General features: G+C 73.1%; 26 protein-coding genes. 17 read left to right on the top strand and 9 right to left on the bottom strand.

Going from position 1 to position 25100, the window contains the following annotated elements; genetic code table 11:
• Positions 1-18: 18 nt before the first annotated feature.
• Entirely contained in the window at positions 19-1224 is a 1206-nt protein-coding gene (locus ACFYZA_RS32250) for an MFS transporter (protein ID WP_388494260.1), read from the bottom strand.
• A 109-nt stretch (positions 1225-1333) separates the two neighbouring features.
• Between ACFYZA_RS32250 and ACFYZA_RS32245 the strand changes: the two genes are divergently transcribed.
• The 5 genes from ACFYZA_RS32245 to ACFYZA_RS32225 all read left to right on the top strand — a co-directional run bounded on the left by ACFYZA_RS32245 (position 1334) and on the right by ACFYZA_RS32225 (position 6588).
• Positions 1334-2236, top strand: a complete 903-nt coding sequence (locus ACFYZA_RS32245; RefSeq protein WP_388494259.1) for a LysR family transcriptional regulator — start codon at positions 1334-1336, stop codon at positions 2234-2236.
• Complete coding sequence (locus ACFYZA_RS32240) at positions 2233-2568, top strand: hypothetical protein (RefSeq protein ID WP_388494258.1); 336 nt, start codon at positions 2233-2235, stop codon at positions 2566-2568. The genes ACFYZA_RS32245 and ACFYZA_RS32240 overlap by 4 nt, the downstream gene beginning before the upstream one ends.
• Before the next feature lie 99 nt (positions 2569-2667).
• Positions 2668-3870, top strand: coding sequence for a hypothetical protein (locus ACFYZA_RS32235; RefSeq protein ID WP_388494257.1), 1203 nt, complete (start codon positions 2668-2670; stop codon positions 3868-3870).
• Positions 3867-6074 (top strand): tetratricopeptide repeat protein, encoded by a 2208-nt coding sequence (locus tag ACFYZA_RS32230; protein WP_388494256.1) that lies wholly within the window; start codon positions 3867-3869, stop codon positions 6072-6074. Before ACFYZA_RS32235 ends, ACFYZA_RS32230 begins: the two co-directional genes overlap by 4 nt.
• On the top strand, positions 6058-6588 hold the full coding sequence (locus ACFYZA_RS32225; protein ID WP_388494255.1) for a flavin reductase family protein: 531 nt from the start codon (positions 6058-6060) through the stop codon (positions 6586-6588). The genes ACFYZA_RS32230 and ACFYZA_RS32225 overlap by 17 nt, the downstream gene beginning before the upstream one ends.
• Here the strand turns inward: ACFYZA_RS32225 and ACFYZA_RS32220 are convergent.
• The 3 genes from ACFYZA_RS32220 to ACFYZA_RS32210 all read right to left on the bottom strand — a co-directional run bounded on the left by ACFYZA_RS32220 (position 6551) and on the right by ACFYZA_RS32210 (position 8819).
• The gene (locus tag ACFYZA_RS32220; protein WP_382590120.1) at positions 6551-6973 is read right to left on the bottom strand and encodes a helix-turn-helix domain-containing protein; all 423 of its coding nucleotides are present in this window, start codon (positions 6971-6973) and stop codon (positions 6551-6553) included. The two genes, ACFYZA_RS32225 and ACFYZA_RS32220, sit on opposite strands and share 38 nt — an antisense overlap.
• 181 nt (positions 6974-7154) lie before the next feature.
• A complete protein-coding gene (locus ACFYZA_RS32215) occupies positions 7155-7883 on the bottom strand; it encodes an IclR family transcriptional regulator (protein ID WP_382590123.1) in 729 nt (242 codons plus the stop codon).
• A 162-nt stretch (positions 7884-8045) separates the two neighbouring features.
• The gene (locus ACFYZA_RS32210; RefSeq protein WP_382590126.1) at positions 8046-8819 is read right to left on the bottom strand and encodes a VOC family protein; all 774 of its coding nucleotides are present in this window, start codon (positions 8817-8819) and stop codon (positions 8046-8048) included.
• Positions 8820-9031: 212 nt separating this feature from the next.
• Between ACFYZA_RS32210 and ACFYZA_RS32205 the strand changes: the two genes are divergently transcribed.
• Positions 9032-9880 (top strand): sulfurtransferase, encoded by an 849-nt coding sequence (locus ACFYZA_RS32205; RefSeq protein WP_382590129.1) that lies wholly within the window; start codon positions 9032-9034, stop codon positions 9878-9880.
• 62 nt (positions 9881-9942) lie between these two features.
• Here the strand turns inward: ACFYZA_RS32205 and sepH are convergent, their stop codons facing one another.
• Positions 9943-10992 (bottom strand): septation protein SepH, encoded by a 1050-nt coding sequence (gene sepH, locus ACFYZA_RS32200; protein WP_382590132.1) that lies wholly within the window; start codon positions 10990-10992, stop codon positions 9943-9945.
• Positions 10993-11490: 498 nt separating this feature from the next.
• On the opposite strand from sepH, the gene ACFYZA_RS32195 reads away from it, so the two are divergent.
• Positions 11491-12561, top strand: coding sequence for a hypothetical protein (locus ACFYZA_RS32195; protein ID WP_388494254.1), 1071 nt, complete (start codon positions 11491-11493; stop codon positions 12559-12561).
• A 9-nt stretch (positions 12562-12570) separates the two neighbouring features.
• Here the strand turns inward: ACFYZA_RS32195 and ACFYZA_RS32190 are convergent, their stop codons facing one another.
• On the bottom strand, positions 12571-13881 hold the full coding sequence (locus ACFYZA_RS32190; RefSeq protein ID WP_382590138.1) for a D-arabinono-1,4-lactone oxidase: 1311 nt from the start codon (positions 13879-13881) through the stop codon (positions 12571-12573).
• On the bottom strand, positions 13850-15088 hold the full coding sequence (locus tag ACFYZA_RS32185) for an MFS transporter (protein ID WP_382590141.1): 1239 nt from the start codon (positions 15086-15088) through the stop codon (positions 13850-13852). The genes ACFYZA_RS32190 and ACFYZA_RS32185 overlap by 32 nt, the downstream gene beginning before the upstream one ends.
• Positions 15089-15284: 196 nt before the next feature.
• Between ACFYZA_RS32185 and ACFYZA_RS32180 the strand changes: the two genes are divergently transcribed.
• Both ACFYZA_RS32180 and ACFYZA_RS32175 read left to right on the top strand, forming a co-directional pair.
• Complete coding sequence (locus tag ACFYZA_RS32180) at positions 15285-16442, top strand: ferrochelatase (RefSeq protein ID WP_388494253.1); 1158 nt, start codon at positions 15285-15287, stop codon at positions 16440-16442.
• Positions 16443-16452: 10 nt separating this feature from the next.
• Positions 16453-17253: an inositol monophosphatase family protein gene (locus tag ACFYZA_RS32175; protein WP_382590147.1), complete on the top strand. Its 801-nt coding sequence runs from the start codon at positions 16453-16455 to the stop codon at positions 17251-17253.
• Positions 17254-17336: 83 nt separating this feature from the next.
• Here ACFYZA_RS32175 and ACFYZA_RS32170 read toward each other — a convergent pair whose 3' ends face one another.
• Positions 17337-17507, bottom strand: a complete 171-nt coding sequence (locus ACFYZA_RS32170) for a hypothetical protein (protein WP_167152800.1) — start codon at positions 17505-17507, stop codon at positions 17337-17339.
• A 344-nt stretch (positions 17508-17851) separates the two neighbouring features.
• Between ACFYZA_RS32170 and ACFYZA_RS32165 the strand changes: the two genes are divergently transcribed.
• The 4 genes from ACFYZA_RS32165 (at position 17852) to ACFYZA_RS32150 (ending at position 21461) form a co-directional block, all read left to right on the top strand.
• Positions 17852-18505 carry a response regulator transcription factor gene (locus tag ACFYZA_RS32165; RefSeq protein ID WP_053725484.1) on the top strand — a complete coding sequence of 218 codons (654 nt, stop codon included), beginning with the start codon at positions 17852-17854 and terminating at the stop codon, positions 18503-18505.
• A 5-nt stretch (positions 18506-18510) separates the two neighbouring features.
• Positions 18511-19752, top strand: coding sequence for a sensor histidine kinase (locus ACFYZA_RS32160; RefSeq protein ID WP_388494252.1), 1242 nt, complete (start codon positions 18511-18513; stop codon positions 19750-19752).
• Positions 19753-20145: 393 nt separating this feature from the next.
• Positions 20146-20442: a DUF4193 domain-containing protein gene (locus tag ACFYZA_RS32155; RefSeq protein WP_100575921.1), complete on the top strand. Its 297-nt coding sequence runs from the start codon at positions 20146-20148 to the stop codon at positions 20440-20442.
• A gap of 11 nt (positions 20443-20453) precedes the next feature.
• Positions 20454-21461 (top strand): hypothetical protein, encoded by a 1008-nt coding sequence (locus tag ACFYZA_RS32150; protein ID WP_382590157.1) that lies wholly within the window; start codon positions 20454-20456, stop codon positions 21459-21461.
• Positions 21462-21501: 40 nt separating this feature from the next.
• Here the strand turns inward: ACFYZA_RS32150 and ACFYZA_RS32145 are convergent, their stop codons facing one another.
• Positions 21502-21960 carry a DUF3093 domain-containing protein gene (locus ACFYZA_RS32145; RefSeq protein WP_382590160.1) on the bottom strand — a complete coding sequence of 153 codons (459 nt, stop codon included), beginning with the start codon at positions 21958-21960 and terminating at the stop codon, positions 21502-21504.
• Positions 21961-22017: 57 nt separating this feature from the next.
• Here ACFYZA_RS32145 and ACFYZA_RS32140 point away from each other — a divergent pair, with 57 nt between their 5' ends.
• The 4 genes from ACFYZA_RS32140 to ACFYZA_RS32125 all read left to right on the top strand — a co-directional run bounded on the left by ACFYZA_RS32140 (position 22018) and on the right by ACFYZA_RS32125 (position 24996).
• A complete protein-coding gene (locus ACFYZA_RS32140; protein ID WP_388494251.1) occupies positions 22018-22602 on the top strand; it encodes a PaaI family thioesterase in 585 nt (194 codons plus the stop codon).
• A complete protein-coding gene (gene dut / locus ACFYZA_RS32135; RefSeq protein WP_120720889.1) occupies positions 22599-23132 on the top strand; it encodes a dUTP diphosphatase in 534 nt (177 codons plus the stop codon). Before ACFYZA_RS32140 ends, dut begins: the two co-directional genes overlap by 4 nt.
• Before the next feature lies 1 nt (position 23133).
• Positions 23134-23913: a DUF3710 domain-containing protein gene (locus ACFYZA_RS32130; protein ID WP_382590167.1), complete on the top strand. Its 780-nt coding sequence runs from the start codon at positions 23134-23136 to the stop codon at positions 23911-23913.
• Positions 23914-24240: 327 nt separating this feature from the next.
• Entirely contained in the window at positions 24241-24996 is a 756-nt protein-coding gene (locus ACFYZA_RS32125) for an ABC transporter ATP-binding protein (protein WP_388494250.1), read from the top strand.
• The last annotated feature ends 104 nt before the right edge of the window (positions 24997-25100 follow it).

Here is a 25100-nt window from a genome sequence, read left to right as displayed (position 1 = left end):
GGCGGGCGCGGCCCGGTCTCAGAAGCGCCCGGACGAGGGGGCCTTGCCCAGCGCCGTCACCGCGAGGGCCGCGATGGCGAGCCCGCCGCCCAGCCACATCACCGCGGTGACCCCGGCGCCGTCCGCGACCAGCCCTCCGGCCAGCGCGCCCAGGGCGATCGCTCCGTTGAAGACGCCGACGAACAGGGAGGACGCGGCCTCCCTGGTCCCGGGAGCCGAAGCCAGCAGCCAGGTCTGGGTGCTGACCGACACGCCACCGTAGGACAGGCCCCAGACGCCGAGCAGTACACCGGCGGTCAGGACAGAGCCGCCGAGCACCGGCACCAGCGTGACCGTGGCCGCCAGCACCGCGCTGATCACCAGCAGGGTGGAGCGCGGTGACCGCCCGGCGCCCGCGCCGGCCGCGAAGTTGCCCGCCACACCGGCGACTCCGTACACCAGCAGCAGCGTGCCGATCATCCCGGCGGATGCCCCCGAGACCTCCTCGAGTACAGGGCGCACGTATGTGTAGGCGGCGAAGTGCCCGGTGACCAGCAGCGCCACCACGGCCAGTCCAGTCCGCACCCGCGCCTCGCCGAACAGCCTCATCACACCGCCGAGCCGGACGTCCTGCTCGGCGGGCAGCCTTGGCAGCAGAGCCGCCAAGGCGACCAGAGCGACCAGGGCAAGCGCGCCCACCGTCACGAACGCCATCCGCCAGTTGGCCAGTTCACCGATGTACGCACCCGCCGGGACGCCCAGCACCGACGCCACCGCGATACCGCTGAAGATCAACGAGGTCGCCGAGCCGATCGACTTCGGCGGCACCAGACGTACCGCCAGACCCGCGGCGATCGCCCAGACGCCGCCCATGCCCATGCCGACCAGGACGCGGGCGGCCACCATCACGGCGAAGTGCGGAGACCACGCGGCAAGCAGGTTGCCCACCGCCAGAACCGCCATCAGCGCACAGAGCACCGCCCGCCGGTCGAACCGCCCCCATAGCGGTGTCAGCAGCGGCGCCGACACCGCACCGACCAGGCCGGTGACGGTCAGGGTCAGTCCGGCCGTGCCCTCGGTCACCTTCAGCGCGTCCCCGATGGGCGTCAGCAGGCCCACGGGCAGCATCTCGGACGTCACCACCGTGAACGTCGCGCTCGCGACGGCCACGACGTCCAGCCAGCCGCGGGTCGCCGAGCGCTCCGGCACCCCAGCGGTGCCTGCTCTTTCCTCAGTCTGTGCCATGCCACCAGCCAACCCGTCCCGACCTGCGGGAACAACGGCCGATCCCTCATCCTTCGATAAGGGGGACTACTCGATCGAACGCGCGGAGCGATGGTGTGGACAAGCGACCATGAGCGGTGTCGAGATACGCGAGCTGGAGTCATTCCTCGTGCTCGCGCAGGAGTTGCACTTCGGACGGGCGGGCGAGCGGCTGTACGTCTCCCAGAGCCGGGTCAGCCAGCTGCTGCGTTCCCTGGAGAGCCGCATCGGCGCGCCGCTCGTCGAACGCACCAGCCGTCGGGTGCGCCTGACCCCGCTCGGCGAGAGCTTCCTCGCGAGCCTGCGCCCCGCGTACGACGCCCTGCGCGCCACGGTCGACGAGGCCAGGGCTGTCGCCCGGGGCATCGGCGGAGAGCTGCGCATCGGCTTCCAGGGCACCGTCGACGACGACCTGAGCCGGGCGATCGCCCTGTTCGGGGACCGGTATCCCGACTGCGCGATCAGCGTCGTCGAGATTCCGCTCTCCGACCCCTTCGGGCCGCTGCGCCGCCAGGAGGTGGACTGCGCGGTGGTCCTGCTGCCGGTGGCCGAGGACGACCTGGCCCTCGGCCCGGTCTTCTCCCGGCAGCCGCAGACCCTCGCCGTGTCGGTCCGGCACCCCTTCGCCGCCCGGGACTCGCTCTCCGCCGAAGAGCTCGCCGACTGCCGCCTCATCGGCATCGACGGTGGCGCCCCCGAGTACTGGCGGCAGGCCCAGGCCCCCGGCGTGACCCCGGGCGGCCTCCCCGTGCCGGCCGGGCCCAGCGTCAACACCCTTCAGGAAGGGCTGAGTCTGACGGCGGCCAACCTCGGCGCCATGCTGCTGTGCCGGTCCACGGCCGACTACCACGGGCGCCGCGACTCGCTCACCTTCGTTCCGGTGCGGGGCCTGCCCCACTCCGAACTGGGCCTCATCCGTCACCGCACCCGGCCCTCCGCGCAGGCGGAGGCCTTCGCACTGGCGGTCAACGAGACCGCCGGGCCGGCAGCTTGACCGCGAGACCCTCTGCCGTCCTTCCCCTGTCCTCGCGGCTCGGCCCGGTGACCGGCGTCTTCGCCTTCGGCATCACCACCGTGGCCCACCGGGCCCAACGGGCCCTGGAACCAGGCCTGTTCGCCGCTCGTCCCGCGAACGGTACGAAGGTGTTCGGCATCGGTTCGCCCGAACACCACGACCGCTCACGTCCGTGTACTCCTGGGTTGTCGCCGCCTCAGCGGCCGACTCCCCTCAAGGAGGACACCATGAAGAAGATCATCGTGCGCAAGACCGGTTCCATCCGTCTGACCGCGCCGTGCCAGACCCACTACAACCTCTTCGCCTTCTGACCGGTACGCGTCGCGACGTGTGCGCAGCGGGGCCCGCGCCTTGTGTCATCCGGGGCGCGGGCCCCGTCCCGATCCCGTACACCTACCGGGAGGCGTCCCGTGCTCCTCGACCGTCCCCTCTCCTTCCACCGGCTGAGTTTCGTGCCCGACGGCGACGGCGTCCTGGTCGGCCGGCCCGACACCGACGACTTCGCCGTACTGCCGCCCGACGGGGCCGCCGCACTGCGGCGGATGACCGAGGGCGAGAGCCCCGCGCGGGCCGCCGCCTGGTACGCGGAGCACTACGGCGAACAGCTGGACATGGCCGACTTCCTCGACACCCTCGGCGAACTCGGCTTCCTGCGCGGCGCCGACGAGCCCGGCCCGCCGGAAACCGGCCCCGCCGCGCCGGTCCGCTTCCAGCGAACGGCCCGCGTCGTCTTCTCGCGCCCCGCGCTCTGCTGCTACGGCGTGCTCATCGCGGCCTGGCTCGCCGTCATCGCCACCACCCCCGGCCTCGCGCCCCACCCGGGCCAGGTCTTCTACACCGACTCACTGCTCCTGGTCCAACTCGTCGTCGTCTTCGGCCAGTTGCCCTTCGTCGGCCTGCACGAGGCGTGCCACGTGCTGGCCGGGCGCAGGCTCGGCCAGCCCAGCGAACTCGGCATGGGCACCCGGCTCTACATCGTGGTCTTCGAGACCCGGATGAACGGCCTGCTCACCGTCGAGCGCCGCAAGCGGTATCTGCCGTTCCTCGCCGGGATGCTGATCGACCTGGTCGTGGTGAGCGCCCTCGGCCTGACCGCGTTCGCGCTGCGCGGGCCGGACGGCGCCGAACCGGTCGCCGGGCGGCTCCTGCTCGCCGTGGCGTTCCCGATCCTGATCCGCTGCGGCTACCAGCTCTTCCTGTTCCTGGAGACGGACGTCTACTACGTCTTCGCCACCGCGCTCGGCTGCCACGATCTGCACGCGGCCACCCGCGCCCTCGTCCTGAACCGGCTGCGCCGTCTCGCCCGGCGCCCCGGACGCGTCGACCTGACCCAGTGGACCGAGCGGGACCTCGCCGTCGCCCGCTGGTACGCCCCGTTCTTCACCGTCGGGGTGGCGGTGCTCCTCGCCATGGCGCCGCTGGTGTTCGTGCCCCTCTTCGTGCGGACCGTACGGCTGCTCGCGGACGGGATCTCCTCGGCGGGCAGCGGACTGCCGTTCTGGGACAGCCTGGTGTTCGCCGCGCTCAACATCGTGCAGATCGCCTTCTGGGCCTGGCTGACCGTGCGGGTCCACCTCCGTCGTCGTCGAACCGCCCGGGGAGTCACGCCATGACCGCTCGCCACCTCGCCGTCACCGGCGCCCGCGCCGCCGACCGCCGGGCCGCGCTCGACGCCGGGGGCCCCTACGAGTTCACCACCACCTGCCACCAGTGGCTGCGCGGCCCCTGCACCGCCCTCACCGCGCTCCTCCACCACTATGTGCCCGAGGCCTGGGAGGCCGGCCCCGGCCTGGTCGACGAGCACCGGGCCACCCTGCTCTACCTCGTCCCCGACCTGTCCGAACGCATCGGGCCGCCCCCGCCCTCGCTGGTGAACGACACCCCGCACGAGGAGCGCACCCGGTACTTCGCCGAGCGCATGATCCGCGCGACCAGCCACGGCGTCGTCGACTTCCTGCTCGCCCACGCCCGCCGGCGCCCCGGCCCCCCGCCCGCCCTCGCCTTCGACGACGTACACGCGGCCTCCGGCACCGAGCAGGAGTTCCTCGCCCTGCTCCTGCGGCGCGCCGACCCCCGGGTGCTGAGGGTCGCGGTGGCGGTGGGGGAGGGGCCGCTGATCCCCGAACTGGCCTGCGCCATCGGGGAGTTCACGGACTCCGTCGCGGCCCCCGCGACGGCCCGTCCCGCGCCCGCGCCCGACGCCCGCGCCTACGTCCGGTCGGACTGCACCAGCGACGACGTCGAGGCGTACGCCGCCTACCGCGCGCTGACCGAGGAGGCGCGGGCCGCGCTGCACGACGAGCGCGCCGCCGAGCTGGAGGCACGGCCCGACCGGGGGCTGCTGATCGGCGCCATCCCCAACCACCGTGAGCGAGGCGCCGATCCGCACGGCGCGGGCCGCCGGGCGCTGCGCACCGCACTCGAACTGTGCGTGGCGATCGGCTACTCGGAGGCCACCGTCGACCTCGGCACGCGCGGCCGCGCCCTGTGCGACCCGGACGCCGACGCCGAGGACTACTGCCACTTCACCGCCAAGGCCGCCAGCGCCCTGGTCCCGCTCGGCCGTTACGAGGAGTGCGTGAGCCTCTACCGGGAGCTGCGCCGCCGCTACCCGACACCCCGGGTGCAGATGTCGACCAGCTACGCGCTCGCCGTGCTGCACACCCGCTTCCTGGAGCCGAGGGACCACGACCTGGCCCTGGAACACATGAACAACGCGCGGGCGCTGGCCGCCCTGGAGCCCGACCCGGTGCTCGGCGCCTACTACCAGGTGTTCCAGGACAACGGCCTCGCCCTGGTCGCGATGCACCGCGGCGACCTGGAGCTCTCCCACGACCTCACCACGCGCGGCATCGAGCGCCTGGAGCGCGAACTGCCGCCCGACCGCTACGTGGTGCACCGCTCCCAGCTCCTGCACAACCGGGCCCGGGTGCGCTTCGCGCTCGGCCGGCTCGACGAGGCGTACGCCGACTTCACCGAACTCATCGCCCGGGACCCCCACTACGTCGAGTACCACGTGGACCGCGCCAACGTCTGCCGCCGGCAAGGGGATCTGGCGGGCGCGCTCGCCGGGTACGACCGGGCCGTCCAGGTCTCGGTGCCCATGCCCGAGCTCTTCCACAACCGGGGCGACGTACGGGCCGAGGCGGGGGACGTCGAAGGGGCGCTCGCCGACTTCGCCCGCGCCCTCGACCTGGAGCCGGGCGAGCCGGCGCCCCGGCTCGCCCGGGTGGCCCTCCTGATCGAGGCCGACCGGCCGCGCGAGGCGCTCGCCGACGTACGGGCGGGCCTCGGTCTGCTCGGCGAGGACGCCCGGCTGCTGTGCCTCGCGGGGCTCGCCGAACAGGCCCTGGGGCGGCCGGAGCCGGCCCGGGCGTGCTACGACCGGGCGCTGGCCGCCGATCCTTCGAGCGTCCCGGCGCTGACGGACCGCGCCGTGCTCACCTTCGAACAGGGCGACCCGCGCGGCGCGGTGGCCGATCTGACGGCGGCCCTCGCGCTCGGCGGCGAACACCCCGACGTGCTCTACAACCGGGGCTTCGCCCTGGCGGCCGCGGGCGAGGCCGGGCAGGCGCTCGCCGACTTCACCCGGGCGCTCGCCCTGCCCGGCGCGGACCTGGCGGGGCTGCTCTGCCGCCGGGCGGAGTGTCTGGCCGGGCTCGGCGAGAGCCGCCGGGCGGCCGACGACCTGCACGACCTGCTCCGGCTGCACGGCGCGGGCCTGCTGCCGGACGCCGAACCGGCCGAGGCGCTCGGCCTGTTGAAGGGGCTCGACACGGCGGGCGTGGGAGGTGGCCGCGATGGCGGTGGACGCTGACACCTTCCGGGCGGCCATGGCCCGGGTGGCGGGCCCGGTCGCGGTGGTCACCGTGCGGGACGCCCACGGGGTGCCGCACGGCATGACGGTGAGCTCGCTCTGCTCGCTCTCCCTGGAGCCGCCGCTCGTCCTGTTCTGCGTGGCGGACGGCGCCTCCTGCCACCGGGTGCTCCGCACGGCGCGCCGGTGGTGCGTGAGCGTGCTCGCGGCCGGACAGGAGGACATCGCGCGGCGGTTCGCCGCCCGGGGCGAGGACCGCTTCGCCGGACCGGGGCTCGACGTCCTCGGCGGTCTTCCGGCGGTGCGGGGCTCGCTCGTCCGGCTCCTGTGCGCATACGAACACGTCCTCGCGGCCGGCGACCACAGCATGGTGATCGGCCGGGTCGTCGAGGCCCAACTCCCGTTGGCGGACAGCCCGTTGCTGTACCACGCGCGCGGCTACCGGAGCCTGGCCCCGGCGGCCGCGCACCCGGCACTCAGCGCGCCCCGCGGCGCACGGCTGCCCACAGGATGACCACGGCGAGCGTGGCCGGAACGCCCAGCATGAAGCCGAGCACCGCCGCCGCGCCGTCACCGGCCGGTACCGGCCCGGCCCGGCGGGGCTCGGGCGGCGGCCCGGGGGTGTGGGCGAGCAGCGCCGTCGCCCGCTCGGCGAGCGCCTCGCGGCGCAGCCGGGCGAGCGTGCCGCCGGGGATTTCGAGGGCCGCCTCAAGGGCCCCGTCCAGGTCCGGCGGCGGCAGCCGTCGGCCCTGCTCGTAGTCGGAGATCGGACTGTGCGCGGACAGGCCGACCCGGCGGGCCAGGACGCGCATCGACTGCCCCGTCTCGATCCGTCTGCGGCGCAGCAGGCGGGCCAGCTCGCCCGCCGCCCCGCTCACGGGCCCGGACGCGGCCGTCATGCGCCGCCCCTGCCCGGCCGGTGGCCGGCGCCCCACACCTCGGGCGCCACCACCCACACCACCACGGCCGCCAGAACATGGAAGTTCCAGCGTCGTGAACTGCTTCCCCCGCTCATCGCTTTCCCCCTCGCGTCGCGGCATTGTGTGCCGATGGAAGACTGGCCCCACGGGCCCGGCGCTGTCATGCGCGGTTCCGCTGAGCGGAACGGCCGGACCGCAGCCCGCCGCTGATGGCGCACCCCGCCTGCCGGACCGCCTCCGAGAACCGCTCCAGCGGGCCGGCCGGGTCGACGAGCGCGCACACCGCCGCCACCGGACGCCCCCGCGCGCCGAGGACCGGCGCGGCCACGCAGCTCACCCCTTCGATCAGCTCCTGCCGGTCGAAGGCGATGCCCCGCTCCTGGATCGACGCCGCCTCCCACCGCCAGCCCGAGGGCAGCGGCCCGAGAAGGGGGCTCGGCCGGGCCTCGGCGACGAGCAGCTTGCCCGCGGCCGTCGCCCACGGAAAGACCGAGCCGGCCCGCACCGGCATCCGCTCGTCGAGTGCGCCGGGGGCGGCCTGCGCGATCAGGGTCCGGCCCTCCCACAGCACCGCGAGCGTCACCGTCGCACCGGTCGTCGTCGCGAGCCGGCGCAGCGGGGCCCGCGCCGCGGCCCCGAGCCGGGGGTGGGGCTGCCAGGCCTGGCCGAACCGGAAGAGGCGCGGCCCCATCCGGTACTGGCCCCGCGTCCGCTCCACCGCGCCGAGTTCCATCAGTTGCTGGAGCAGGCGGTGGGCCGTGGCCTTCGGCAGCCCGCTCTCCACGGCGAGCCGGGTCACCCCGGCCTGTCCGAGTCGTTCGATCGCGGCCAGCAGGGCGAAGGCACCTTCCAGCACGCTGCGCGCCCCCGGCCGTCCTGCGTCCCTCATGCGTTTCCCCCCGGCGGTCAGTGTCCCGCAGGGGCGCCGCCGCGGAACCCCCCGCGACCGGGCGCCCGGAAGGACGGAGACGCCTTTCGTACGCCACGGTGGACCGGGTGCGTGCCCCGGCTCAGTCGGCCGCAACTGCCCCTCTGGACGCCGGAGTTGGAGTCAGGGGGTCGAGCGTACGAGGGTGAACACCGCCCCCTCCGGGTCGGTGACCGTCGCCGTGCGTCCGCTCGCCCCCTCGCGGGGCTGCTGGAGCACCTGCCCGCCGAGCTCGGCGACCCGTCCGGCCGACTCGTCGACGTCGGCGACCTCGAAGTGGGTCATCCAGTGCGCGCCCTTGTCGCGCGGCAGCGCGTTGCCCACGCCGTGCAGCGAGGCGACGGGGTGGCCGTCCAGATGCAGCGTCACATAGTCGAAGTCGGCCGAGACGACCGGCTCCAGGTCGTAGCCGAACACCGCCTGGTAGAACTTGCCGACCGACGCGGTCTCGCGCGTCACCAGCTCGTTCCAGGCGGGGGTGCCGGGCGCGCCCGCGACGGCGGCCCCGATGTGCTCACCGCCCTGCCAGATCCCGAACACCGCCCCCACCGGGTCCGAGGCGATCGCCATCCGGCCGGCCTCGCCCGCGTCCAGCGGGCCGACTCCGACGGTGCCGCCGCAGTGCCGGATGGTCTCGGCCGTCGCGTCCGCGTCGTCGGCCGCCAGATAGGTGGTCCAGGCGATCGGCAGATGCCGGTCGGGCGGCAGCTGGCCGATTCCGGCCACCTCCTCGCCGTCGAGCAGCGCTCGCACATAGGGGCCGAGCTGCTGCGGGCCGGGCCGGAACTCCCAGCCGAACAGTGCCCCGTAGAACTCCTGGGTCGCGGCCAGACCGTGCACCATGAGACTCACCCAGCAGGGCGTGCCAGGTGTGCGCCGGGTCTCCGACTGGGTCATCGTCACTCTCTCCTAGGCCGTCGCCGTACTGCTGCTCTCGGATGCGGTCCAGGGAACCTGCGCACCCGGGCCGATGCTTCCACCACCTTCGCCGCAGAGCGCCCCGGCCGCGCCGCTTTTGGCGCGTTCCCGCAGGAGGTTGCCCGCTTTGGTACTTCTCATCCTTTTCCTGCGCGTTACCTTGCCGGTGGACTCTGCGCGAGGATGACCCCATGAATGCCATCATCACCGCACCCGAACTCGCGGCCGAGACGGCCGGGCCGCGGCCGCCGGTCCTGCTCGACATCCGCTGGCAGTTGAGCCTGGCGAAGGCGGCCGGCGCACCCGCGTTCGACGGCCGCGCCGAGTACGAGGCCGGGCACCTGCCCGGTGCCGTGTTCGTCGACCTGGACGCGGAACTGGCCGGACCGCCCGGATCCGGCGGCCGCCACCCGCTTCCGGACGTGGCCGAATTCGGCCGGGTGATGCGCCGGGCGGGCGTGACGGCCGGGACCCCCGTCGTCGTGTACGACGGCGGCCAGGGCTGGGCGGCGGCCCGCGCGTGGTGGCTGCTGCGTTGGACGGGCCACCGTGACGTCCGCGTCCTCGACGGCGGCCTGGCCGCCTGGACGGGCGAGCTGAGCACCGAGATCCCGGCGCCCGCCGAGGGCGACTTCCGCCCCGAGCCGGGCGCGGTCGAGCTCCTCGACGCGGACGCGGCGGCGGACCTGGCCCGCACCGGAGTGCTCCTCGACGCCCGCGCGGGGGAGCGCTACCGAGGGGACGTGGAGCCGATCGACCGGGTCGGCGGGCACATCCCGGGCGCCCTCTCGGCGCCGACCACCGAGAACGTGGGCCCGGACGGCCGGCTGCTGCCCGCCGACGAACTGGCCGCCCGTTTCAAGGCGCTTGGCGCCTCGGGCGGGAGGGTCGGCGTGTATTGCGGCTCCGGTGTCTCCGGCGCCCACGAGGTGCTGGCCCTTGCCGTCGCGGGCATCCCGGCCGCGCTGTACGCCGGTTCGTGGTCCGAGTGGTCCTCGGACGAGTCCCGCCCGGTCGCGACGGGCCCCGACCCGCGGTAGCGCACAAGGCAGCGGGCCCGTACGCGTCCTGCGTACGGGCCCGGCGTCTGTCCTGCGAACGGTCAGTCCTGCTTCTTGCGCCGCGTGCCGAACACGATCTCGTCCCAGCTCGGCACCGCGGCCCGCCGCCCCGGCCGCACCCCGTCGGCCTCGGCCTGGCGGTCGGTGGTGCCGGTGAGCCGGTCGCGGTGGCCGGCCACGGTACGGGGCATCAGGACGTCGGCGTACGCCGAGCCCGCTCCCGCCGAAGCGGCCGGTGCGGGCGGTTCCTCGATACCGGGCTCGACGGCGGCCGGCTCGAGCTCGGGCGGCTCGGGCGGCGCCGAGGGGCGCTCGGGCACGACCATGTCGCCCCGGAAGCTCGGCACGGCTTCGAGCAGGCTGGTCAGCGAGTCGCTCTCGTCCACCGCAGGCTCGGGCGGCGGCGGCGCCGGACGCTCCAACTGCCGGTCCAGGGCGCGGTCGAGCGGCCGGTCCCGGGGCAGCCGGGCGATCCGCGGCACGAACGGGAAGCTCGGCTCGGGAACCGTGGTGATGGTGTCGTCGGACTCGCCGATCAGCGAGCGGGCCTCGTCGTCGACGGCCTGGACGAGCCGGCGCGGCGGGTCGTAGGTCCAGCTCGCGGAGTGCGGCTCGCCCGCGACCAGGTACACCAGCAGGACTTCCCAGGTGCCGTCGTCGCGGCGCCAGGAGTCCCATCCCACGCTGTCCTTGTCGGCGCCGCGCAGCAGCAGCCGCTCCTGGACCGCCTCGCCGAGCTGGGGGCCGGTGTTCTCGCCCGGACGCCGCACCGGAGTCTTCCGCGCCCGCTCCGCCATGAAGGCGCGCTCCGCGAGCACGGGGCCTTCGAAGCGTCGTACGCGGTCGACCGGGATCCCGGCGAGCTGGGCGACCTCCTCGGCGGAGGCGCCGGCTCGTATGCGCGCCTGGATGTCGCGCGGGCGGAGGTGGCTCTCCACCTCGATCTCGATCTGTCCGAGGCGGGCTCGGTCGTTGCGCACAGCGGCCCGGAGCCGCTCGTCGATCGGAAGCGTGTACTCCGTGCTGTCCGCAGCCTTGAGCACCAGTCGTGTGCCGTCGTTGGAGACGGCCACGACACGCAGTTCGGGCATGGGGACCTCCCGGGTGGTGCCTGCCGACGTCACGTGCGTCGCTGCTTCCGCTAGTCGAGTGTGGCCTGCCCGGGTGCAGCCTGCCACAACATTGCCGAGTTGCCCGGCGTGTCGGGCATGGGCCCTGGAACGCCGTTATGGCACGGTTACCTATTCGCAACGCAGAGTGACCGGGGTGGTCACTCTGTGCAGCAGGCCCCCGTGCGGTGCCGCGGCGCCGCCGGTTCGAGTGCCGCGTTCGGCCCCCTCCCGTAGTCCCGGATACCCGTGTGGGACCCGGGGCCCAGGGCTCGCCACAGTACTCCATTCGGGCCACCTGGGTGGACCGGCACGCCGCCGAAGTTCTCGTGGCGTACGGGAGTTGAGCCTGCCCCGGCGCGGCCGTCCCAGGCCCCCACGTGTCCTGCTTCACACAATCCCCGGAACCGGAACTATTCCTTTCGCTCAAATGTCCTTTCTCTGTGCAAGACGGACCAGAAGGGCGAACAAGGGCTGGGCATGACTGACAAGGCGGACACCGGGACGGAAGAGAAGAAGCGCATCGATCTGAGCGTGCCCCAAGTGGCCGGCAGCGCGCTCGCGGCGGTCGCCGCGGCGGTGCTCGCCTCCACTCTGGGCGTGTACGGGACGTTCATCGGCGCCGGTGTCGTGAGCGTGGTCGCCACCTGCGGGGGCACCGTCTTCCAGTACTTCTTCAAACGCACCGGCGAGCAGCTCCGCGAGGTGACGGTCCAGGCCAAGGTCGGCGCGCGCCAGGTGCCGGTGCTCTCCCCCTACAAGCGGGACGGCGGCGGGCCGGGGCCGGGGCCGGCGGCCGACGCCGAGCGCACCCAGTTGCTCGGGCAGGTCGACGCGGACCGCACGCGGATGCTGCCGCGGGCGGACGCCGAGCGCACCCAGCTGCTCGGCCGGCTCGACCCCGACCGGACGCGGATGCCGGGGCCCGTCGACGCGGACCGCACGCAGATGCTGCCGCGGGCCGACGCCGACCGGACCCAGTTGCTCAAGTCGGCCGACGGGGGGTCGCTGCCGCCCGGCGCGGAGCCCGCCAAGGAGTTCAACGAGGCGACCGTGCACGGCTCCCGGCTGCGCGGCTGGAAGCGTCCGCTGCTCGCGGCGGCCGTCGTCTTCGGGGTGTCGATGGGCGGCATCACCGCGTACGAACTGATCTCCGGCGGCGAGGTCGGCGGCAACGGCGGCGGGACCACCCTGACGTCCGTGTTCACCGGAGGCTCCAAGAAGCAGGAGCCGCAGGCGCCCTCGGACCCGGGTGACTGGGGCGACAAGTCGCCCGGCACCGGCACCGGCGGTTCGCCGGCTCCGAGCGGGAGCCACGAGAAGGGGACGACCGGGGGAGACCCGGGCACGAGCGACCCGTCGTCCTCGCCGTCCCCGTCCAAGTCCGGCGGACCGGGATCCGGTTCCGACTCGGGGACCGGCACCGGCTCGGGCGGCACCACCCCGACCCCGACGCCCACGCCGTCCGGCTCCCAGAGCTCCGGCCCCGGCAAGGGCACCTCCGACCCGGGCACCCCGGACCCGAAGTCCGGGGCGAGCACCGCCCCGTAACGTGCCGGATCAGTCGCCGAGCACCCGCCGCAGATACGCGTTGGCGAACCGGCGCTCCGGGTCGAGCCGGTCGCGCAGCGCGGTGAACTCGGCGAAGCGCGGGTAGACCTCCGCGAAGTAGGCCGCGTCACGCGTGTGGATCTTGCCCCAGTGCGGGCGCCCCGCGTGCGCGGTCATGATCCGCTCGACGGCGGTGAAGTACGCCTGGTAGGGCGTGCCCCGGTACATGTGCACGGCGATGTACGCGGTCTCACGGCCGGAGGCGGTGGAGAGCGCGATGTCGTCGGCGGGCGCGGTACGGACCTCCACCGGGAAGCTCACCCGCAGCGGCGAGCGCTCCACCAGGGCCTTCACCTCGCGCAGCGCCCCGACCACCGCCTCGCGCGGCAGGGCGTACTCCATCTCCACGAAGCGGACCCGGCGGGGGCTGGTGAAGACCTTGTACGGGATGTCGGTGTAGGTGCGGGCGGAGAGCGCGCGGCTGGAGACCTTGGCGACGGCCGGGATGGTGGCGGGTACCGCCCGGCCCAGCGAACACACCACCTGGAACAGCCCGTTGGACATGAACTCGTCGTCGATCCAGCCCCTGAGCCTCCCCGGCGGCGCGGCCGGGCCGGCGCTGCGGTTGTTGCGCTTGGTGTTGCAGTTGCCGGTGTGCGGGAACCAGTAGAACTCGAAGTGCTCGTTCTCCGTGAAGAGTTCGTCGAAGTCGGCGGCGACCCTCTCGAAGGCCATCGGCTCCTCGCGGGCCGTGAGCAGGAAGACCGGCTCCACGGCGAAGGTGATCGCGGTGACGACGCCGAGCGCGCCGAGCCCGATCCGGGCCGCCGCGAAGACCTCGGCGTTCTCCTTCTCGGAGCAGGTGAGCAGCGAGCCGTCGGCCGTGACCAGCTCAAGTGCCTTGATCTGGGCGGCGATCGAGGCCGAGTCGCGGCCGGTGCCGTGCGTGCCGGTGCTGGTGGCGCCCGCCACCGTCTGCTCCATGATGTCGCCCATGTTCGTGAGCGAGAGGCCCTCCCGGGCCAGCACCGCGTTCAGCCGCTTCAGCGGGGTGCCCGCCTCCACCGTGACGGTCATCGCGGCGCGGTCGATCTCGCGGATGCCGGTCAGCAGGTCGGGACGTATGAGCACGCCGTCGGTGGCGGCGGCCGCCGTGAAGGAGTGGCCGGTGCCGACCGCCTTCACCGTCAGGCCCTGCTCGGCGGCGCGGCGCACCGCCTGCGCCAGTTCGGCCGCGGAGGCCGGGGACACTTCCCTTGTCGGTCGCGCGGTGACGTTCCCCGCCCAGTTACGCCAGGTGCTGCCGTTCGCTCCGCTCATCTGCTTCGAGCCCCTCCCGATGCGTCACCGGCCTGCGAAGCCGGCGGTACCCCGAGAACGCCACCGCCGCCGCGAGCGTTCCCGACACGCCGGCCACCAGGTACCCCGCCTGCGCGCCCGCCGCGTCCACCACCCAACCGGCGGCGGAGGAGCCGAGCGCCACACCGACCGCGAGCCCGGTACTGGTCCAGGTCATGCCCTCGGTGAGCTTGCTGCGCGGTACGTGCTGCTCGACGAGGGCCATCGTCGTCACCATCGTCGGTGCGATGAAGAGGCCCGCGACAAAGAGCGCCACGGCGAGGAACGGCAGGTTCCCGGCCAGTTGGAGCGGGATCATACTCACCGCCATCGCGCAGACACCGGCCAGCCACCTGGTGGACGCCGCGCCCTTGAGCCGCAGCAGCCCGAACACCGCTCCCGCGAGGCAGGAGCCGAGCGCGTACACGGCCAGGACGAGGCTGGCCAGCGCCTTGTGGCCGCGCTCGTCGGCGAAGGCGACGGTCACCACGTCGACCGAACCGAAGATCGCGCCGGTGGCGACGAAGGTGGCGACCAGGACCTGGAGCCCGCGCGAGCTCAGGGCGGACCGGCCGCTGTGGTGCTCGTGCGGATGCGGTACGGGTTCGGTGCCGCGCTGGGCGGTCAGCCAGAAGACGCCGACGACCAGGAAACAGGCGGCGATCAGGGGGCCCGCCTCGGCGAACCAGGCGGTGGAGAGGCCGATGGACAGGATCGGCCCCAGGATGAAGCACAGCTCGTCGACGATCGACTCCCACGAGTACGCCGTGTGGAGGTTCTGCCGGTCGCCGCGGTAGATCGCGGCCCAGCGGGCCCGGACCATCGAGCCGACGCTCGGCACACAGCCCGCGCCCGCCGCGAAGACGAAGAGCGTCCAGTCCGGCGCGCTCTGCTGGGCGCAGACGAGGAGCCCGGTGACGGCCGCGACGGCGACCAGGGTCGCCGGGCGCAGCACCCGGCGCTGGCCGTGCCGGTCGACGAGCCGGGATATCTGGGGGCCGATCACGGCGGCCGACATGGCGAGGGTCGCCGAGAGCGCCCCGGCCAGTCCGTAGCGGCCGGTGAGCTGGGAGATCATCGTCACGATGCCGATGCCCATCATCGACAGCGGCATCCGGCCGAGCAGGCCGGCGGCGGAGAACCCCTTGGTGCCGGGGGCGGCGAAGATCGCGCGATAGGGACTGGGCAACGGGGGCTCCGGGATCCGGCGTGACGCGTGTAATTAATGCCTAAAGCTTACGACGCTGAAGTAGTCCGGCGCACCGCCTTTTCCGGCTCGACTTCGCCTCGTCGCGCGACCCCCGCCGAGCCGCGCGGACGCGGCGCGGGTCGGGTTCCCGTGGCTCGGTTCCGCGCCTGTCACCGGCGGATGGCAGGATCGGGTCATGTCCGAACTGCGTGATCCAGCTCCCGGAGCGGCCGCGGCCGCCGCCCCGTACGACGCCCTGCTGCTGCTCTCCTTCGGCGGTCCCGAAGGCCCCGACGACGTGGTCCCGTTCCTGGAGAACGTGACGCGCGGCCGGGGCATCCCCAAGGAGCGGCTCAAGGAGGTGGGGCAGCACTACTTCCTGTTCGGCGGCGTGAGCCCCATCAACGAGCAGAACCGCGCCCTGCTCGACGCGCTGCGCAAGGACTTCGCCGAGAACAGCCTGGACCTGCCGGTCTACTGGGGCAACCGCAACTGGGCGCCCTATCTGACCGACACCCTGCGCGAGATGGCCGCCGACGGCCGCCGCCGCATCGCGGTCCTCGCCACCAGCGCCTACGCCTCGTACTCGGGCTGCCGGCAGTACCGCGAGAACCTCGCGGAGTCCCTGGCCGCCCTGGAGGCCGAGGGCCTGGACGTGCCGAGGGTCGACAAGCTGCGGCACTACTTCAACCACCCGGGCTTCGTGCGCCCCGTGGTCGACGGCGTCCTCGCCTCGCTCGCCGCGCTGCCCGAGGACGTCCGAGCCGGCGCCCACCTCGCCTTCACCACGCACTCCATCCCGGAGGCCGCGGCCGACACCTCGGGCCCCGTCGAGGAGCACGGCGACGGCGGCGCCTATGTGCGCGAGCACCTGGACGTGGCGCGGGTCGTGGCGGACGCGGTCCAGGCCGAGACCGGCGTCGAGCACCCCTGGCGGCTGGTCTACCAGTCGCGCTCCGGCGCCCCGCACATCCCCTGGCTCGAACCCGACATCTGCGACCACCTGGAGACCCTGCACGGCGAGGGCGCCCCGGCCGTCGTCATGGTCCCCATCGGCTTCGTCTCCGACCACATGGAGGTCCTGTACGACCTCGACACGGAGGCCACCGCCAAGGCCGCCGAGCTCGGCCTGCCCGTCGCCCGCTCCGCGACCGTCGGCGCCGACCCGCGCTTCGCCGCGGCCGTGCGCGAGCTCGTCGTCGAGCGGGCCGCGGCCGAGCGCGGCCGGCCCGTCGAGCGGTGCGCCCTTGGATCACTCGGCCCCTCGCACGACCTCTGCGCGGTCGGCTGCTGCCCCGCCGCCCGCGGCGCCGTCAAGCCCGCGGCCGCCGGAGCCGACAGCCCGTACGCGTAAGGGAGCACCCATGACCGACCCTCTGCACCGCGAACTGCTCGGCCTCGCCCTGGAGGCCGCCCGGCGGGCCGGCGAGCTGCTGCGCGACGGCCGCCCGGCCGACCTCGCCGTGGCCGCCACCAAGTCCAGCCCCATCGACGTGGTGACCGAGATGGACATCGCTGCCGAGAAGCTGATCACGGGCTACCTCGCCGAGCACCGCCCCGACGACGGGTTCCTCGGCGAGGAGGGCGCGTCCAGCGAGGGCACCAGCGGCATCCGCTGGGTCATCGACCCGCTGGACGGAACCGTCAACTACCTGTACGGGCTGCCCACTTGGGCCGTCTCCATCGCCGCCGAGCAGAACGGCGAGCGGGTCGCCGGCGTGGTCGCCGCCCCGATGCGCGGGGAGACCTATCACGCGGTCCTCGGCGGCGGCGCCTTCGAGGGCGGGCGCCCGCTGCGCTGCCGCCCGCCGGCCCCGCTGTCCCAGTCCCTGGTCGGCACGGGCTTCGCCTACGTCCAGTCGGTCCGCGCCCACCAGGCCGAGGTGGCCCAGCGCCTGATCCCGCGGTTCCGCGACATCCGGCGCGGCGGCTCGGCCGCGATCGACCTGTGCGACGTGGCGGCCGGCCGGCTCGACGGGTACTACGAGCGCGGCCTGAACCCGTGGGACCTGGCGGCCGGCGACCTGATCGCCCGCGAGGCCGGCGCCCTGACCGGCGGCCGCCCCGGCGAGGCCCCCTCCCGGGACCTCACCGTCGCCGCCTCCCCGGACCTCTTCGGCCCCCTCCAGGCCCTGCTGGAGGAGTACGGGGCCTGGCACGACTGAGGGGCCCGGGCGCGGCCCCCAGGCAGGACGAAACCCCGGCGCCGTCCCGTGGCGCCGGGGTTTCCTGGTGGGTCGGGGTGGGGTCAGACGGCTGCGGCTACCTCTACGCCGTGCTCGGCGGCCAGACGGTGGAGATCGTCCAGCTCGGCCTGCTCGACGTCGGCGAGGAAGTCGTCGCCGGTCTCACGCGCCCGTGTGAGGTCGGTTTCCGTGGTCCTTATGCGCTGCAGAAGTCCTGCGGTGAAAGCGTCCATGGTGCGCCCCCTCGTCGTGGGTCGGTGGCACGGGATGTGCCGACGGTGGGTCGCGACCACGACGTGAGGATGTGGCATGCCACAGACAGGGCGTGATCGCGGGGTGTGCAGTCGTCCTCCCCAAGCCCACTCTCAAAGAAACCTCAACTGCCGCGCCAATCCTGTTCATTCCCGCGCGGGCGCCCGCTCCTGGCCGAAAACCGCAGGTGGGTGGCGGGCCCCGGTCCGGCACCGTCTTACCGCCGGTTTATGGCCGTAAGGGGCAGGATGGAAGCTCACAGTCACTGGTTCAGTGCACAGATCTGCCCGCGCGCGACGCGGGTCCCTAGGGAAGGAAATGCGCCGTGCGCGTACTCGTCGTCGAGGACGAGCAGCTGCTCGCCGATGCGGTGGCCACCGGACTGCGCCGGGAGGCCATGGCCGTCGACGTCGTGTACGACGGCGCCGCGGCCCTGGAGCGGATCGGTGTGAACGACTACGACGTGGTCGTGCTCGACCGGGACCTCCCGCTCGTCCACGGCGACGACGTCTGCCGCAAGATCGTCGAGCTGGGCATGCCCACCCGTGTCCTGATGCTGACGGCGGCCGGAGACGTCAGCGACCGGGTCGAGGGCCTGGAGATCGGCGCGGACGACTACCTGCCCAAGCCGTTCGCCTTCACCGAGCTGACCGCCCGCGTCCGCGCGCTCGGCCGGCGCACCACCGTCCCCCTGCCGCCCATCCTGGAGCGGGCCGGCATCAAGCTGGACCCCAACCGCCGCGAGGTCTTCCGCGAGGGCCGGGAGATCCAGCTCGCGCCCAAGGAGTTCGCGGTGCTCGAAGTGCTGATGCGCAGCGAGGGCGCCGTGGTCTCGGCCGAGCAGCTCCTGGAGAAGGCCTGGGACGAGAACACCGACCCGTTCACCAACGTCGTCCGGGTCACCGTCATGACCCTGCGCCGCAAGCTCGGCGAGCCCCCGGTGATCGTCACCGTGCCGGGCTCGGGTTACCGGATCTGACGGCGGTGGCCGCCACCCCCGCGCCGCCGACGGCGCCCCCGAAGCCCACCTGGGCCCCGAAGTCGGCCGAACCGCCCTTCCCGTGGCTGCGGCCGACCATCCGGATACGTCTCACGCTGCTCTACGGCGGCATGTTCATGATCGCCGGAATACTGCTTCTGTCGATCATCTATCTGCTGGCGGCGCAGGCCCTGCACACCGGCGGCAGCGCCCCCTTCAAGATCGTGGGCGGCCAGAACATCACGGTCTCCAGCAGCATCTGCCAGCTGCCGAACCAGGGCACGTCGGGGGAGTTCAACGACGCCATCAGCGTCTGCATGGCCCAGCAGCGCCAGCACGCCCTGGACAACCTCCTCAGCCGCTCCCTGCTCGCCCTGGTCGGCCTCAGCGTCATCGCCTTCGCCTTCGGGTACGCGATGGCCGGCCGCGTCCTGTCGCCGCTCGGCAGGATCACCCGTACCGCCCGCCGCGTGGCCGGTACGGACCTGACCCGGCGGATCGAGCTGGACGGCCCCGACGACGAGCTCAAGGAGCTCTCCGACACCTTCGACGAGATGCTGGACCGCCTGGAGCGGGCCTTCACCGCCCAGCAGCGGTTCGTCGCCAACGCCTCGCACGAGCTGCGCACCCCGCTGGCGATCAACCGCACGCTGCTCGAAGTGCACCTGTCCGACCCCGGCGCCCCCGTGGAGCTCCAGCAGCTCGGCAAGACGCTGCTCGCCACCAACGAGCGCAGCGAGCAGCTCGTGGAGGGCCTGCTGCTGCTCGCCCGCAGCGACAACGAGATCATCGACCGCAAGCCGGTCGACCTCGCCGAGGTCGCGTCCCGCGCCATCGACCAGGCGAGGGCGGAGGCCGAGGCCAAGGGCGTCGAGGTGCGCGGCGAGCGCGGCCCCGCCGTCGTGCAGGGCAACGGCGTGCTCCTGGAGCGCATCGCGCTCAACCTGGTGCAGAACGCCGTCCGCTACAACATCGTGGAGGACGGCTGGGTCGAGGTGGTCACCGAGCTCAGGGACGGGCACGCGACGCTGCTCGTCACCAACACGGGGCCGGTGGTCCCGGCCTACGAGATCGACAACATCTTCGAGCCGTTCCGGCGGCTGCGCACCGAGCGCACGGGCAGCGACAAGGGCGTCGGGCTCGGCCTCTCGATCGCCCGGTCGGTCGCGCGGGCCCACGGAGGCCGTATCATCGCGGAGCCCCGCGAAGGCGGCGGCCTCGTGATGCGTGTCACCCTGCCGGTCTGAGACGCTGCTCGAAGCCGTTTTGGCAGTTCGCTTTGCGCGGAATTTTCGGGAACTGTTCCTGTGAGTTTCGTGTGTGATCAGTCACAGGGGCAAACTTCCGGCCACCTACTCTCCGTGATCGCTGAATCCCCTGGAATCCCGGTAAAAGTCCGGGTTTCCAGGGGGTGAGATCACGGGAAGTACACGGGGTGGCACGGGTGAAGTGCGACATTAGGACCGTGTACGGTCCCGATCGCCATCCAAGACGATCACTCTTGAGGAGTGCGGTTGGGTGTCGATTGAGTAACAGACCTTGATGTGAGGCAAAATCTCCGCCTCAGGTCGGGCACAAGTCCGGCCTCTCACGCGTTACGTGCGCTGAGACACCGCAACTACCCAGAGGGGGAGAGCGACATGGCAACGGACTACGACACCCCACGCAAGACCGACGACGACGTCGATTCCGACAGCCTTGAAGAGCTGAAGGCCCGGCGTAACGACAAGTCCACCTCGACCGTCGACGTCGACGACTTCGAGGCCGCCGAGGGCATGGAACTGCCCGGCGCGGACCTGTCCAACGAAGAGCTCGCCGTCCGCGTCCTGCCCAAGCAGGCCGACGAGTTCACCTGCATGAGCTGCTTCCTCGTGCACCACCGCAGCCAGCTGGCCCGGGAGAAGAACGGCCAGCCGATCTGCCGCGACTGCGACTGAGCAGGCAAGCCGTGACAGGCGCGAAACCGCCCCGGAAGCGACCGTTCCGGAGGAAGGGTGCCCCGGGTTCCACCGAGGCCCCACAGGGCGGCACAGGCCCGGCAGAAGGCGTGGAAGCCCCCGCCGAGCCGGACCGTCTCCCTGCGGTGAGCGCGGTCGAGGGTGCACGTGACGCCGAGCGGGGCCACCAGGCCTCGCTCGAAGCAGCGCTCACGGCACCGGAGACGGCAGAGGCGGGGCCCGCGGCCGGGGCCCGACGCCTGGACGCCCTGCGCAAGGGCGCTCTGGAGAAGGGCGTTCCCGCCCTGAAGAAGAGCGTTCCGGTGCTCAAGAAGGGCGTACGCAAGAGCGGCGAGGGCCTGAAGGCCTCGCTCGGCCACCTTGCCGACCGCGTCATCGACGTCGCCCCCCGCATTCCCGTGCGGGATCTGGCGACGTTGCGCACGCAGTTCCCCGGCCTCGGCCCGGAGGAGATCGCCGACAAGCTGATCGCGGGCGCCGCCAACGGCACCTCCACGGTCGGCGCGGGAGTCGGCGCGGCCGCGATGATGCCCGTCCCGCCCGCGATGCCCGCCGAGCTGGCCGCGGAGATCACCGGCGTCGCCGCCATCGAGCTGAAGCTCATCGCCGAGCTGCACGAGGTCTACGGAATGCGGCCGCCCGGCAACCTCAAAGAGCGTTCCATGGCGTATCTGACGTCCTGGACCGAGGAGCGCGGCATCGACGTCACCAAGCCGACGACGCTGAACTTCGCGCTCGGCGGCCAGATGAAGCGCGAACTGCGCCAGCAGATCATGAAGCGCCTGGTCCGCAACCTGCCGAACCTGACACCGTTCATGGTCGGCGCGGCGGTCGGCGCCGTGATGAACCGCCGCGACACCAAGAAGCTCGCCGGGCACATCAGGAAGGACCTGCGCGAACGCCAGGTGCCCTGGGACGCGCTGCCCGAGCTGCCCGCCCTCGAACAGCCGGAGAACCCGCTGCCGCAGGCGCCGGGCCCCAGGGAACTCGGCCACTGACGGGCCGGGCACACCGCCGACGGGCGCTTGTTCGCCGGCCTCAGGCCGTGCGCACCGCGTTCAGGGCCGCCTTGAGCGCCTCGGGGTCACGGGTCGAGAGGTAGGCGTACGGAGTCGGGTCCGCCGGATCCGTGATCTGCACCTTCACCGCCGTCGGGATGTAGGCCCGCAGCAGCATGAACGCGCGCGGATCGGCCTTGTGCAGCCGCCAGGCCCGCGCCTCGTCGGCGTCCAGGACCTCGGCCTCGCCCAGCGCCCGGACCGGAATCCGGGCCTCGCCCGCGACCAGCGTGTCCGGGAGCACCCGGATCCGCACCGAGCCGTACGAGCTGACCACCACCCACGACACCGCCGTGCCGCCCACGAAGCCGGCCAGCATCGGCAGGGTGCCCACCGGCAGCAGCATCAGGGCGCACGCGAAGCCGACCAGCAGGGAGATGAACCACCAGGAGCGGGGCGCGGTGAGGCGTTCTGCGTACTGCGGGGCGTTGGGCTGCATGGAAGCTAGCTTGGCACGGCGCGACCTGCCGCTTGACCGCGGGTAAGGTCTGCGCCTGTGACTGCTACATCTGCGTCCCTGACACCCCCGGCCGACGCCATAGCGCCGGTGCGGCACCCCGAGGCGCCCGCATCCGGCGAGCTGCTCGGTGCGCACTACGGGCACTGCTTCGGCTGCGGCGACGGACAGCCCCATGGACTGCACCTCGCCGCCCGTGCCGGAGAAGGCGTGACCGTCACCGCCGAGTTCACCGTGCGGGAGGCCCACCAGGGCGCCCCGGGCCTCGCCCACGGCGGGGTCCTCGCCACCGCGCTCGACGAGACGCTCGGCTCGCTGAACTGGCTGCTGCGGGTGATCGCGGTGACCGGCCGCCTGGAGACGGACTTCGTCCGCCCGGTCCCGGTCGGCACGGTGCTGTACCTGGAGGCCGAGGTCACCGCGGTCGCCGGACGCAAGATCTACTCCCGGGCCACCGGCCGCACCGGCGGTCCCGAGGGACCCGTGGCGGTCCGTGCCCAGGCCCTCTTCATCGAGGTGAAGGTGGACCACTTCATCGACAACGGACGTCCGGCCGAGATCCAGGCCGCCATGTCCGACCCCGACCAGGTCAGGCGCGCCCGCGCCTTCGAGGTGAACCCGTGACGCGTGAACCCGTAGATGTCCTCATCCGCCGAGTCGACCCGGAGGTGCCGATCCCGGCGTACGGGCACCCGGGCGACGCCGGAGCCGATCTCGTGACCACCGAGGCCGCCGAGCTCGCGCCGGGCGAGCGGGCGGTCCTGGCGACCGGCGTCTCCATCGCGCTGCCCGACGGCTACGCGGCCTTCGTGCACCCCCGTTCCGGGCTCGCCGCCCGCTGCGGTGTCGCCCTGGTGAATGCCCCGGGGACGGTGGATGCCGGGTACCGTGGAGAGATCAAGGTGATCGTGGTCAACCTCGACCCGCGCGAGAGCGTGCGGTTCGAGCGTTTCGACCGCATTGCCCAACTGGTCGTCCAGCAGGTCGAGAAGGTGCGCTTCCACGAGGTGGCGGAGCTTCCCGGCTCGGCGCGGGCCGAGGGGGGCTTCGGGTCCACCGGCGGTCATGCCGCCGTGGACGGTTCGGCCGCCACTGGCGGCACTACGGGTGGGAATCGATACGCTTCGGTCGTATCCGACCGGGAAGGACAGTGACGTGTTCGGACGTCGCAAGAAGAGCGGTACCGCCGAGGACTCGGCGGGCGAGGCCGAGCAGGTTGTCGAGGGCACCGAGGCCGACGAAGCAGCGGCCGGAGCCGGTGACGAGGCCCAGGTGCGCAGGGTGAACCTGCCGCCGGCACCCCGTCCCGACGGACCCTGGGACGTCTCCGAGGTGACCGAGCCCGGCGAGGGCCGGGTGGACCTCGGCGGACTCTTCGTCCCCGGGGTCGAGGGCATGGAGCTGCGGGTCGAGGTCGCGGGCGACGCGATCGTGGCGGCCACGGTCGTCCTGAACGACAGCGCGGTCCAGCTGCAGGCCTTCGCGGCACCGAAGAAGGAAGGCATCTGGGGCGAGGTCCGCGAGGAGATCGCCTCCGGCATCACCCAGCAGGGCGGCATCATCGACGAGGTCGAGGGCCCGCTGGGCTGGGAGCTGCGCGCGCAGGTCCCGGTGCAGCTGCCCGACGGGGCCAACGGGGTCCAGATGGTCCGCTTCGTGGGCGTCGACGGCCCGCGCTGGTTCCTGCGCGGTGTCATCTCCGGCCAGGGCGCGGTGCAGCCGCAGGCCGCCGGGCTGCTCGAGACGATCTTCCGCGACACCGTCGTGGTGCGCGGCGAGGGCCCGATGGCGCCCCGCGACCCGATCGTCCTGAAGCTGCCCAACGACGCGCAGATGGTGCCCGAGGGCGTGCAGCAGGAGGACCAGGAGGGCTCGCGCTTCTCCGGCGGCATGGGCCAGCTCCAGCGCGGTCCCGAGGTCACCGAGATCCGCTGACCCCGCCCCTTCCGTGCCCGACGGGCCGCGCCACCTGACCGGGGCGCGGCCCATCGGCGTATCCGGAGCTTCCGGTTCCGAGCCGCGCCGGCCGTCCGCTGAGCCGCCGCCCGTCCCGGGCGGCCGCCTCCGCGGCCGCCCGCCGTCCTGGACGCCAACCGGGCCTCCCCGCCCGGCACTTGACGGGCGCGGCCGGTGCCGCGTTGCCCCCGCGGCCCCCGTCCGCCCGGGCATCGCGGGCAGATCTCCGGCGATCCATTGCCCGGCCGGGCACAATCCACCCATACTGGCGCCCGGTCGCGCACACGTACGTACGGGGGGACACGCATGACGCAGGGCACCACGGCACAGGGCGGCGGGACGGCCGTCGCGGGGGAGCGGACGGGCGGGCCGATGGTCCGGGTCGAGGACCTGCACCGCTCGTACGGCAGCGGCGCCGCCGCCGTGCACGCGCTGCGCGGGGTCTCCTTCGAGGTGCCGCGCGGCGAGCTCGTCGCCCTCAAGGGGCGCTCCGGCTCCGGCAAGACCACGCTGCTCAATCTGCTCGGCGGGCTCGACCGGCCCGACGCGGGTACGGTCACCGTCGACGGCACCGACATCGTGGGCCTGGCCGAGGAGGGCCTGCTCGAACTGCGCCGCGACCGGATCGGCTTCATCTTCCAGTCCTTCGGCCTCATCCCCATCCTCAGCGCCGCCGAGAACGTGGGCGTTCCGATGCGGCTCAAGAAGGCCGACCCGCGCGAGCGCGAGGAGCGCGTCGCCCTGCTGCTCTCCCTCGTCGGCCTCGGCGACCACGCCAAGCAGCGCCCGGGCGAGCTCTCCGGCGGGCAGCAGCAGCGCGTCGCCATCGCCCGCGCCCTCGCCAACCGGCCCGCGCTGCTCATCGCGGACGAGCCCACCGGCCAGCTCGACGCCGACACCGGGCTCGCGGTGATGGAGCTCCTGCGCGCCGTCGTCCGCAGCGAGGGCGTCACCGTCCTGGTCGCCACCCACGACAGCCAGCTCCTCGGCTTCGCCGACCGCGTCCTGGAACTCAGCGACGGACACCTCGTCGACCACGGGCCCCAGCTGAACAGCGCGTGAGCACGGGGGCGGGCGTCAGAATCGCGTCAATACGCGGCCCCCGCCCCACCCCCACCCCATTTGCCGGAATTGTTGGCCGTAAGGTCGACGCAGCGTACGCAGCC

Source organism: Streptomyces sp. NPDC001828, assembly GCF_042892175.1.
GTDB lineage: Bacteria > Actinomycetota > Actinomycetes > Streptomycetales > Streptomycetaceae > Streptomyces.
The sequence above is the reverse complement of the archived record's forward strand: the minus strand, read 5'-3'. Positions and strand labels throughout refer to the sequence as shown.

Bases quoted from the DNA above. Each gene is read 5' to 3' on its own strand.
- ACFYZA_RS32170 (WP_167152800.1), bottom strand. From the start codon at position 17,507: ATGGACGCTTTCACCGCAGGACTTCTGCAGCGCATAAGGACCACGGAA.
- ACFYZA_RS32180 (WP_388494253.1), top strand. From the start codon at position 15,285: ATGTCCGAACTGCGTGATCCAGCTCCCGGAGCGGCCGCGGCCGCCGCC.
- ACFYZA_RS32125 (WP_388494250.1), top strand. From the start codon at position 24,241: ATGACGCAGGGCACCACGGCACAGGGCGGCGGGACGGCCGTCGCGGGG.
- ACFYZA_RS32230 (WP_388494256.1), top strand. From the start codon at position 3,867: ATGACCGCTCGCCACCTCGCCGTCACCGGCGCCCGCGCCGCCGACCGC.
- ACFYZA_RS32220 (WP_382590120.1), bottom strand. From the start codon at position 6,973: ATGACGGCCGCGTCCGGGCCCGTGAGCGGGGCGGCGGGCGAGCTGGCC.
- ACFYZA_RS32215 (WP_382590123.1), bottom strand. From the start codon at position 7,883: ATGAGGGACGCAGGACGGCCGGGGGCGCGCAGCGTGCTGGAAGGTGCC.
- sepH (WP_382590132.1), bottom strand. From the start codon at position 10,992: ATGCCCGAACTGCGTGTCGTGGCCGTCTCCAACGACGGCACACGACTG.
- ACFYZA_RS32205 (WP_382590129.1), top strand. From the start codon at position 9,032: ATGAATGCCATCATCACCGCACCCGAACTCGCGGCCGAGACGGCCGGG.
- ACFYZA_RS32195 (WP_388494254.1), top strand. From the start codon at position 11,491: ATGACTGACAAGGCGGACACCGGGACGGAAGAGAAGAAGCGCATCGAT.
- ACFYZA_RS32225 (WP_388494255.1), top strand. From the start codon at position 6,058: ATGGCGGTGGACGCTGACACCTTCCGGGCGGCCATGGCCCGGGTGGCG.
- ACFYZA_RS32145 (WP_382590160.1), bottom strand. From the start codon at position 21,960: ATGCAGCCCAACGCCCCGCAGTACGCAGAACGCCTCACCGCGCCCCGC.
- ACFYZA_RS32155 (WP_100575921.1), top strand. From the start codon at position 20,146: ATGGCAACGGACTACGACACCCCACGCAAGACCGACGACGACGTCGAT.
- ACFYZA_RS32250 (WP_388494260.1), bottom strand. From the start codon at position 1,224: ATGGCACAGACTGAGGAAAGAGCAGGCACCGCTGGGGTGCCGGAGCGC.
- ACFYZA_RS32190 (WP_382590138.1), bottom strand. From the start codon at position 13,881: ATGAGCGGAGCGAACGGCAGCACCTGGCGTAACTGGGCGGGGAACGTC.
- ACFYZA_RS32210 (WP_382590126.1), bottom strand. From the start codon at position 8,819: ATGACCCAGTCGGAGACCCGGCGCACACCTGGCACGCCCTGCTGGGTG.
- ACFYZA_RS32175 (WP_382590147.1), top strand. From the start codon at position 16,453: ATGACCGACCCTCTGCACCGCGAACTGCTCGGCCTCGCCCTGGAGGCC.
- ACFYZA_RS32245 (WP_388494259.1), top strand. From the start codon at position 1,334: ATGAGCGGTGTCGAGATACGCGAGCTGGAGTCATTCCTCGTGCTCGCG.